Source organism: Collinsella sp. AM17-1 (genome assembly GCF_003470665.1).
GTDB lineage: Bacteria > Actinomycetota > Coriobacteriia > Coriobacteriales > Coriobacteriaceae > Collinsella.
In genome coordinates, this window is the sequence record NZ_QRJZ01000049.1 from 332 (window position 1) to 565 (window position 234).

Genomic DNA, 234 nt, shown 5'->3' on the forward strand with positions numbered 1-234 from the left:
TCATGAATAGCGCTCGTATGTCGCAATTCGGGTATCTCATACCGCGGCACAGTGTCTTCACTGTGCTCGCGATCAGATGCTCCTCACTCATTAATAAGTGAATTCTTCTTGTTTGGATCGGATGAATGATTGCTATCATTCTGTCTTTAAATCGCAGAAAAGAATCGAGTCTGGAAGAATGATCTTCCATCTCTCTCCTATCGCTATGCGGCTCTCAAGGTACGCGGGTGCGAC

At 46.2% G+C, this 234-nt stretch carries 1 protein-coding gene; it reads right to left on the bottom strand.

Annotation, left to right across the window (positions count from 1 at the left end; genetic code table 11):
- The coding region (locus DW195_RS10635) for a hypothetical protein (RefSeq protein WP_233540871.1) at positions 1 to 190 on the bottom strand (190 nt) is incomplete at its 3' end.
- Positions 191 to 234 lie beyond the last annotated feature (44 nt).